The sequence below is a fragment of the Mycobacterium simiae genome (assembly GCF_008370645.1).
In the GTDB taxonomy this organism is placed as follows: domain Bacteria; phylum Actinomycetota; class Actinomycetes; order Mycobacteriales; family Mycobacteriaceae; genus Mycobacterium; species Mycobacterium simiae_A.
This window is the reverse complement of the sequence record NZ_VTZN01000006.1, coordinates 54,688-63,687: the sequence shown is the minus strand read 5'-3', so window position 1 is coordinate 63,687 and position 9,000 is coordinate 54,688. Positions and strand designations below refer to the sequence as shown.

Genomic DNA, 9,000 nt, shown 5'->3' with positions numbered 1-9,000 from the left:
CTTGCGATCGCCACGGGGCACTAGGCTGCTGGGACATGGCTGGCCAGACGGGTGTTGTCGTCACGCTCGACGGTGAAGTTTTCGAGCCGGGGACGCCGCTGTTGCATGCCGATGACCTGGCGGCGGTCCGCGGCGACGGCGTCTTCGAAACGTTGTTGGTCCGCGACGGTGCAGCGTGTCTGATAGAGCCGCATCTGCAGCGGTTGACTCACTCCGCCAAATTGATGGAGCTGCCCGAGCCCGACCTGGCCGGTTGGCGGCAAGCCATAGCGGTGGCGACGCAGCGATGGGTGCGCGACACCAGCGATGAGGGCGCGATGCGTCTGATCTACAGCCGCGGTCGGGAGAGCGCTCCTCCGCAAGGGGATGGCCGTTCCCCGCAGGCGGTAGGGGGTCCTTCCGTCTGTGGGCGTGCCGCCTCGGCGCCCACCGCGTATGTGATGGTCAACCCCGTTCCTGAGCGGGTTGCCGCCGTCCGGCGCGACGGTGTATCGGCGATCACCCTAAACCGCGGCTTGCCCTCCGCCGCCGATACCATGCCGTGGCTGATGGCCGGCGCCAAGACATTGTCATATGCGGTGAACATGGCCGCCCTGCGTCACGCCGCCAAGCAGGGCGCCGGGGACGTCATCTTCGTCAGTTCGGACGGCTACATCCTGGAAGGGCCGCGCTCGACGGTGGTAGTCGCCACGGACAGCGACGGCGGATACGGGGCTAACCCGTACCTGCTGACCCCGCCGCCGTGGTATCCGATCCTGCGCGGCACAACTCAACAGGCGCTCTTCGAAGTGGCTCGCGCCAAAGGCTACGACTGTGACTACCGCGCGTTGCGGGTGTCAGATCTCCATGCCGCTCAAGGAGTTTGGTTGGTGTCGAGCATGACCCTGGCCGCGCGCGTGCACATCCTCGACGGCCGGCTCCTACCCGCCGCCCCGATCGCCGCGGCATTCGCCGAACTTGTCGACGCCGCCATCGTCAGTGACCGCTGAGGACGCTAATCCCGTTGTCGGTGGGATTAAGTGAGGGTACGGTCAGCCCTACACAGGAAAGGAGGTGGTCCGCGAAATTGATAGCTTCATGGACATGTGAGGTGGCTGCGCGCTAGCTGCATGGCTCGGAAGAGCCGGCGTCCAACGCGCGCTGGCGAATCCTACGTAGCCACCCGGCCCCCGAGCTTCCGGTCTGTCCAACCGGACAAGCGCTCGGGGGCCGCTCCATGTCAGTACCCGGAGCGTGGTTACTTCGCCGCTTTGACGCCGATCTGTTCGGCAATCCGGCTAGCGCCGTCGGTGACGTCGGTCCCGCAGGCAACCACCTCGATGACCACATCCGAGACTGCGCTCATGACGTGCTGGCAGGTGCGACCACTACCGCCGCCCGCGGTGCGCACCTGGGCGATCTTCGGGGGAGCCCCCGTCACATCCCCGAAAGTCCATTCAGTGGGCGTGCTGGAGCTGGTGAATGTGATGGACTTGCCGGCGCAGGCTCCCCACTTGTCCGCGGAAGTCTGCACGAATGCGCGAGCCTTCTCGGCCGATGGGAAAGTTGCTGCGGCTTCGACCACCCGGTGAGCGGGGTTATCGCCCGAGGTGTGGACGACCTCGCTATGCACCGCGGTGGGATCGTGCGGGCGATACACGGACTCCTGGAGAGGTTCGAAGGCCGCTATGCACTGTGGATCTGACAGCGTTCCCTGCGACGTGCGCAGTTGGTCGCCGTGCGCGGAGGACACCATATTCTGGTCCCCCAGGATGCTGCCGATTTCGGCGGCACCGAGTAGGACTGGTTCGGTGGGCGCCGACGGCCCCGCCGCCGACATCGAAGTACCTGGCTTGGCCGCCGGTTTGCGATTTCCGCTCGGCATGGCAAACATCACGACCAACACGATGGCGACGACGACGGCTAGGGCGGCGCCCCCGATGATGATCAGCCGCTTGTTGGACTGCGCGTCGGTGGCGCTTTGCGCGGTGCCTTGCGACGGCGACGGCCTCGATGGGGAGCTGACCGGTTGCGGCTGGGCGCTGGGCGTCGGCCCGCTCGCGGCTGCCGGACTGGGTTGCGCCGGTGTAGTCGGAGTTGACGGCTTGCCCGGGGCGCCCGCTTCGACGGCGCCGATCTCGCCCAGCACATTGTCTATTTCGGTACGGGTCCGGTACGTGACGTCGTGTCGCATCCGCAGCATGCGCAGAAGCTGCGCGATGTCGCTTCGCGCGCTCGGGTCGTCGCCGTCCTCGTCGAGTCCGGAGCGGAGTTCGACCAGCATTTGCAGCTGTTGCTGGGGGCTGAGCTCCTTTTCGGCGAGGGCGTCGCCAAGGCGCATGAGATAGCCGAACGGTACGGGCGGTTCCTCGGGCAACGGCGAGGGCAGCGGCGGAGCCTTTTCTCGCAATGCGTGTATCGCCGTAACCAACTGAATACCGGCGTCCACGGTCGGGTTCTGGTAGTTGATGATCTGCAACGTCGAGACCGGGTTTACCCGGACACTGTCGACCGGCCCGACCTGGACGGGAAGGATGGGCCGTTGCAGAGCTTGCGCGTAGCGCAACTCGGCCTGACTGGGCTTGGACAGCAACCAGTGGTTCGAAAGCGCGACGATGAACACGTCAGATGCGCGGATCTGCTCCAGAATCTTGTTCCACCAGGTGTCTCCACCACCAAGCTCTTGGTCGAACCAGACTTGCTGCTGGGCACGCCGAAGCGCGGTCGTCAGCGCTTCGAGCGACGACCGGTCTTGGCTTGAGTAGCTGATAAATATGGCCATAGCAGTCTCCGATTGAGGGGCGCAGGGAGCTAACACGGCGAATCCGTCAAGCGACGGTAGCGCATGGCATTGAGCACAGCAATCTGGCTTTGGCAAACGTGTGCTGCATCATGGCGACGGCATCGCCGATCCGTGCTATCCCGGACCGTCGTGGGCGTCCACGCCGGCGGGTGGACGAAGTTCGACATAACGCCGAGCGAACTCGTCACCGGGAACCGGCCATTGCTCGCCGTCGTTGCCGCGCACCACCCAGTCGCCGTCTGCGGCGGTGGTGGGTCCTTCCAACGTGTTGATGGTCTCACCGGCTTGCGCCGGCCGGGCTTGCACGCGCCCCTTGCGACGCCACTTCCCACCGCCGAGGTCCTCGTAGGTCGCGCGGAAGATGTCGTCGCGCACCGACCAGGTTTTGCGGTTTTCCTGGACTGCCCAATCTCCGGGCGCGGCCCGCATGGAGTGCCCGGAATCTGACTTCCATGTCCACGGGGTGCTTCGTTGTTCAGCGCTGACCGTTCCGACCCGGGTGAAAGACCGCCACAGCGGGCGTGACCGGTAGCCCAGTTGGCGCAGGCTCCACAGCGTGGCGGCCAGGCTGCGCACCGCAGCGTTGAGCAGATCGGGAGTGCTTTCGACTACCGACCAGTCGACCAGTTTGTCGTGAATACGGCGAGAATCGTCGCGCGGGGTCCCGTACTTCCAGCCATTGCGGCGGTAGTAGCGACACCAGTCCTCGTGTTCCGCCTTGGCCATACTCAGGGCCGAGTCTTGGTCGAAGCCCATTAGCGCGAGCTGTTCTAGCGGCGGCGAGGTGGCCATGTCATGGCCGGACAGTTGAGCGGGGGGACAGCCCCAGGTGTTCCAGGTATGTCCGGCGATCCGTTCGACCATCCATAACGCATTACGCACCTGGCGCCGGTTGGACCCGCGGTAGAACTCGTCAAGGTCGGCCCACCGTCGTGCCGCCGGGGACCTGGGCGCGCCGGGGTCGATGGTGGCGACATAGCGCTCGTGGATCAGCCTGGCCGCGCGTTCCCAGGCATCTTGAATCTGGCCCTCGCGGGTGTCCAACGCAAGGCTGTAGGTCTGCAGCAGGCCGACGATCTGGGAGGAATCCTCGGTGCCGCGGGCGTTGGGATCCCAGGCGAAGACAGGCATCGTCGGCAGCCGGGCGCCCAGCCTGGTGCCGGTCGCCGGGGAGTGGCTGTCGACCAGAATGACCGCGCAGGTTGCCGGATCGGCATCGCCGATCAGACGCAGCATGGCCGGCACGGTCGGCGTTTCCGACACCGCGTCGATAGCCGGACCGGCTGAGACAAATCCGGCCTGCTCACGGTAAAACTGGTGATCCTTGAGGTAGTCCTCAGCGTCCCGCTCGACCAGCGTCAGCGCGGGCAGCGGCGCCACCCCTGGCGGAGTGTAGAAGTCGCGTTCCAGTGCCCGGCGGGTTAGGTCGGCGCACAGGGCCAAAGTCAACTGCGAAGTGCCGCAGATGAACACGCGCTGGATGTGGGGCGTCGCGATAACGCTGTCGAGGAGCCGGCCGGCGGTAACCTCGTATCGGCCGACCACGTCGGCCGCCCACCGGGTGTCGGACCCGCCGAACTGTTGTGCGCGCCAGGCCTCGGCCAACCATGGATCGTCAATGCGCACGATGAGCGGCAATCGCTGCTTGTCGCCGATTTCGGCTAGCCGTCGACTTATCAGGTCCAGCCACATCAGGTTGGTCGCCGGATCGGGCGACATCAGATAGAGCCGCCCAAGGTGGCGCCACAGCCGGAGCGACACCAAGGTGGACGGTGCGTTGAGGTCGACCAATACCACTCGGGCGCCCAGCCGGCGGATTCGCTGGGCCCGGTCATCGCCGGCGTTGGTGATCACCGCCAGGGTGCTGCGCCGGTCCAGCGTCCGCGCGACTCCGCTGATCATTGACTCGGTGTCGTCGTCGACGCCCACGATGGCGGTGACCGAGTCGGCCACGTTGGCCCGCAGCCGGTCCACCTGAGACCGGAAGACGCCGACCGCCACGCCACCCAAGCCGGTGAAGATCGCCGACAGCGCGGCGATGCGGGCCAGTTCTAAGCCGACGGGGGTGGGATTCGGGCAGGTGCGCCCGCTGAGCGACATATCACCGGTGCCGCCTTTGACGAGTTGGGCGGTCCACATCAGCGGGCTGAAGACTGCCGGATGGTTGGCGTCGTGGCAGGACCAATATGAACTGAGTCCCAACACAGCGCTCATCGTGATGAGCAATGCGATCACGGTGAACGACACACCTACCAACCGGTGGCTACCGTTGGACCGGAAGGTCAGCACATAGACCGCGATCAACTCGCACACCACGATCGCGATGGTCGCCATCGACCCCGGCCGGCCGAACCAGCTCAGCCACGCCGGCAGCACATCGAGAATGGCCGGTTGCAGCGCTACCGCGGCGAGATAGCCGATCAACAACACCCCGACCCCCCACACGATCCACCGCGCCACGGGCGGGGCTGTCCTGCTGCGCGGCATCGGCCGGCTCCTTCCGGTGGTGTATCGGCTGCTCGGTCGTCGAACAGTACACGCAGAAGTAACGCCCGAAGGCAACAACCAGAACGGGATCCGCGCTAGCCGTGGTGGGTTTTTCGGGCGTTGCTAACCGACGAACCGCGACAAGCGCGCTGACAGATGCGGCACCAAGCCGCCGTCGGCGTCTACCCGTTCCTCGACATAGGCCAGGTCACCGCCTTCGACGATGCCGTAGAGCCGCTTGGCTCCGCCGACCAGCACGCCGGACCGGCTTCGGGCTAACGCATCGGTGACCAACTCCCACGACGACTGGGTACGCGGGCGGCCGTAGAACAACTCCACGTAACCCGCGGAGTGGGCCAGCAGCAGCTCGATCGCCTGAGACTCGCTCGGGTCGTCGGGATCGCTGACGAAGCGCCAGAAGCCCGTCTCACGCAGAGTCGGTTCGTGGTACTCGCCGGTCTCAGTGAGGCGCCAGGACCGGGCTTCCCAATTCAGATAATCGCGGCCATCGTGCGAGACCACGATCTGTTGGCCGAACCGGTAGTCGCCGTCGTGTCCGCGGCCCTCGCCTTCGCCGCGCCACACTCCGACCAGCGGCAGCAGCGCCAGCAACGCATCGTGCAGGCTGGCGCCCTCGCGGAGGTTCGCGGTATCGGCAGGTATCGGCAAGTCGTCGAAACCGGGGATGTTGCGGGCCGCAGTCAGCTTGGCGCGTTCCGCTGCGTGAAATATTCCGGTGACTGCATGGTCGCCAGAGCCTGCGCCAGCGTCCGGCCTGTCATCGCTGTCGTCGGAGGTCACGACTCGTCGGTAATGAGCCGATACAGCACATACAGCGCGAACCAGGAGATGACCACCGTTGCCAGAACCAGCATGATCTCGTAGAACAGCACCACGTGCCTGAGTCTATCCGGGATCAGCCAGGCCGCGCGTCAGGCGATCTTGACGTCCACCTCGTGGATGCCTGCGCCCGACGGCTTCACCACGGCGTCACCGTTTCCGACCTTCGACAAGGCGCGGACCGTCCACGACCCCGGCGCGGCGAAAAATCGGAAATCGCCGGTGGCCGACGCGACCACCTCCGCGGTGAACTCGTCGGTGGAGTCCAGCAGACGCACAAACGCGCCACCCACGGCTTGGCCGTCACGGTCAACCACCCTGCCGGTGATCACCGTCTCCTTTTCCAGGTCGACGCTGGCAGGCAGCGTCAGTCCTTGCTTAGGCGCAGTGCACATATCAGTTTCCCAACTCGATCGGGGCACCCACCAGGGAGCCGTATTCCGTCCAACTGCCGTCGTAGTTCTTCACGTTCTTGTGTCCGAGCAACTCGTGCAGGACGAACCAAGTGTGCGAGGATCGCTCCCCGATTCGGCAATACGCAATCGTTTTCTTGGTGCCGTCCAGACCGGCATCGGCGTACACCTTGGCCAATTGCGCATCTGATTTGAAGGTGCCGTCCTCATTGGCGGCCCTGCTCCACGGCACGTTGATCGCGCCGGGAACGTGACCCGGGCGCTGGCTTTGTTCCTGTGGCAGGTGCGCCGGCGCCAGGATCTTGCCGGAGAACTCGTCGGGGGAACGCACGTCGACCAGGTTTTTGACGCCGATTGCCGCGATGACCTCGTCGCGGAATGCGCGGATGCTGTTGTCCGGCGGGGCCGCACTGTAAGAGGTCGCGGGCCTGGTGACTTTGTCTGTGGAGAGCGGGCGGCCGTCGAGTTCCCACTTCTTGCGGCCGCCGTCGAGCAGCTTGACCTTCTCGTGCCCGTACAGCTTGAAATACCAGTAGGCGTAGGCGGCGAACCAGTTGTTGTTGCCGCCGTAGAGAATCACGGTGTCGTCGTTGGCGATGCCGCGGTCGCTGAGCAACTTAGAGAATTGCTGGGCGTCGACGAAGTCGCGCTTGACCGGGTCCTGCAGATCGGTGCGCCAGTCCAGCTTGATCGCGCCGGGGATGTGGCCGTCGTCATATGCGCTGGTGTCCTCGTCGACTTCGACGAAGACGACGTTGACGGCTCCCGGACTGCTGAGGTTGCGCTCAGCCCAGTCGGTAGAGACCAGGACTTCGGAGCGTGCCATGGTGGATCCTTTCGATTTCGTCAGATGAACAGCAGCTAGGCGGGACGGGGAGTGCGTCGCAAACGTGCGACCAGCGGATAAAGCTCGCAGCCCAGGCAAATCCCGAAGGCCGCATTCAACAAGGCGGCCACCAGCGCAAACGAGGTCGCGACAACACCCACCACGACAGAACCGACGGAAAAACCGGCAATGCCGAAGGTGGCGAACACAAACCCGACCAATTGGGCGAACCGCAGCGGGGGAACCGGTTCGCGTTCTCGTACCGGTCCCAGCCGTGGCGCCACGAACGTCGCGAACAGCATCCCGTAGGGATTCCGGCGCGGCCCGCCGCCGGCTCCTAGGGCGAACACCACGGCCTGCAGGCTCAAAATGATTGCCGCAGCCGCGGGACTGAACGCCGAAACGATCAGGATGACCAGCAAGACCGCCGTGGTTATCCACGCCACGAACCGTGGCCCGCGAACATCCACACCGTCCACTCGGGTTGGGATGTTACTGCTCGACACGAATCACTCCTAGCTTGTCTAGGTACGCCTGTTGCACGGAAATAGTGGATACGCCACGGTGGCCTCCGAGGCTCCGAGTGCCGCGGACGGTGCGGCTACTCAGCAGCTACAGCAACAGCAACAGCCCGCGATGCGGCACAGATCGACTGCGCGACGCTTGATGAGCTTGAGCTCTAGGCGGGCTGGCACGTCGGTCAGCTTACCCAATGACAGAGTGATCAAGCCAACACTGGTGACCGCGCTTACTCATGACTGCTTGAACCCAGGAAGGGAGACGGTCACGTCATAGGTGATGCCTTCAATGATGACGTCCGAACCGCGGGCACCCACGGTGTTAGGCGCCACCGCGAACGGCAACTTCTGGTTGGCCAGCCTGCCGTAGAAAGCGTGCAGCACCGCGTCCCGTTTGTCCTGCGGAACGGCCTGGTCCGCAGTGTCCGGGCCGGTTACGACATGTGTCGGGGTGATTACCAAGGTGGCAGCGTCTGCGGGATCGATGGACAGGTCGACCGACACGCTGACCCGGCGATCGAAGTTCGCCGATTTCGGCGTTCCGCTGAAAATCAGCCCGTGATTGCCCGATATTCCCGACTCGGTGGTGCCGCCGGTGGCATCATTGCTCTCCTGAGGAGGTGCTTGCACCATCAGATCGCTGATTCCCAGGTAGCGGCCCAGGTGCATAGAGTCGATGATGATGCGGCTCTCCAGTTCGTGCACCGCCAACCGCGCGTCGGGTGGTATCAGCCAGGAAGCTCGGGACAGGTCCACGGAGTGCATGGTGGCCTCCAAGGTGGCTTTGCCGACAGTCGAATGCGCTACGGCGTACGCCTTGATTTCCAGCTCGCCGTATCGATCCCGCATCGCTTGCGAAATGAACGGGAATCCGAGGATCGCGACGAACGGGTCGGATCCCAAGTTCGCTGCTTTGCGGACGCTGGTCGAAAGCCGGTATTCGGCGTAAATACTGGCACCGAAGTCGACGCCGACGGCACCGAGGACGACGACGGCCAGCACGATCACTGTTGCGGTGACTCCGATCAGCACCTTGCGCACCCGCATATTGTGGCGTACTCGTCGGTTTCGGGCAGCGTGCTTTGACTCCGGTGTTCGCCCCGCCCGCTTGCCGCCCACTTGACAACGCGCTTC

The 9,000-nt window shown here is 64.7% G+C and carries 9 protein-coding genes; 1 reads left to right on the top strand and 8 read right to left on the bottom strand.

Annotation, left to right across the window (positions count from 1 at the left end; genetic code table 11):
- The first annotated feature begins 35 nt into the window (after positions 1–35).
- Positions 36–989 (top strand): aminodeoxychorismate lyase, encoded by a 954-nt coding sequence (locus F0Q45_RS02410; RefSeq protein WP_149652382.1) that lies wholly within the window; start codon positions 36–38, stop codon positions 987–989.
- Positions 990–1,237: 248 nt separating this feature from the next.
- On the opposite strand, the gene F0Q45_RS02405 is transcribed toward F0Q45_RS02410, so the two are convergent.
- The 8 genes from F0Q45_RS02405 to lmeA form a co-directional block, all read right to left on the bottom strand.
- Complete coding sequence (locus F0Q45_RS02405; RefSeq protein ID WP_149652381.1) at positions 1,238–2,761, bottom strand: sensor domain-containing protein; 1,524 nt, start codon at positions 2,759–2,761, stop codon at positions 1,238–1,240.
- A gap of 135 nt (positions 2,762–2,896) precedes the next feature.
- Positions 2,897–5,269 carry a hypothetical protein gene (locus F0Q45_RS02400; RefSeq protein ID WP_149652380.1) on the bottom strand — a complete coding sequence of 791 codons (2,373 nt, stop codon included), beginning with the start codon at positions 5,267–5,269 and terminating at the stop codon, positions 2,897–2,899.
- 123 nt (positions 5,270–5,392) lie between these two features.
- Entirely contained in the window at positions 5,393–6,070 is a 678-nt protein-coding gene (locus F0Q45_RS02395; RefSeq protein WP_149652379.1) for an FABP family protein, read from the bottom strand.
- Positions 6,071–6,201: 131 nt separating this feature from the next.
- On the bottom strand, positions 6,202–6,504 hold the full coding sequence (locus F0Q45_RS02390; protein WP_149652378.1) for a DUF1416 domain-containing protein: 303 nt from the start codon (positions 6,502–6,504) through the stop codon (positions 6,202–6,204).
- 1 nt (position 6,505) lies between these two features.
- Positions 6,506–7,348 (bottom strand): sulfurtransferase, encoded by an 843-nt coding sequence (locus F0Q45_RS02385; protein WP_149652377.1) that lies wholly within the window; start codon positions 7,346–7,348, stop codon positions 6,506–6,508.
- Between the two features lie 35 nt (positions 7,349–7,383).
- Positions 7,384–7,854 carry a DUF4395 domain-containing protein gene (locus tag F0Q45_RS02380; protein WP_149652376.1) on the bottom strand — a complete coding sequence of 157 codons (471 nt, stop codon included), beginning with the start codon at positions 7,852–7,854 and terminating at the stop codon, positions 7,384–7,386.
- A gap of 99 nt (positions 7,855–7,953) precedes the next feature.
- A complete protein-coding gene (locus F0Q45_RS30070) occupies positions 7,954–8,043 on the bottom strand; it encodes an Ms5788A family Cys-rich leader peptide (protein ID WP_373424905.1) in 90 nt (29 codons plus the stop codon).
- A gap of 57 nt (positions 8,044–8,100) precedes the next feature.
- Positions 8,101–8,913 (bottom strand): mannan chain length control protein LmeA, encoded by an 813-nt coding sequence (gene lmeA, locus F0Q45_RS02375; protein WP_149652375.1) that lies wholly within the window; start codon positions 8,911–8,913, stop codon positions 8,101–8,103.
- Positions 8,914–9,000: the final 87 nt, after the last annotated feature.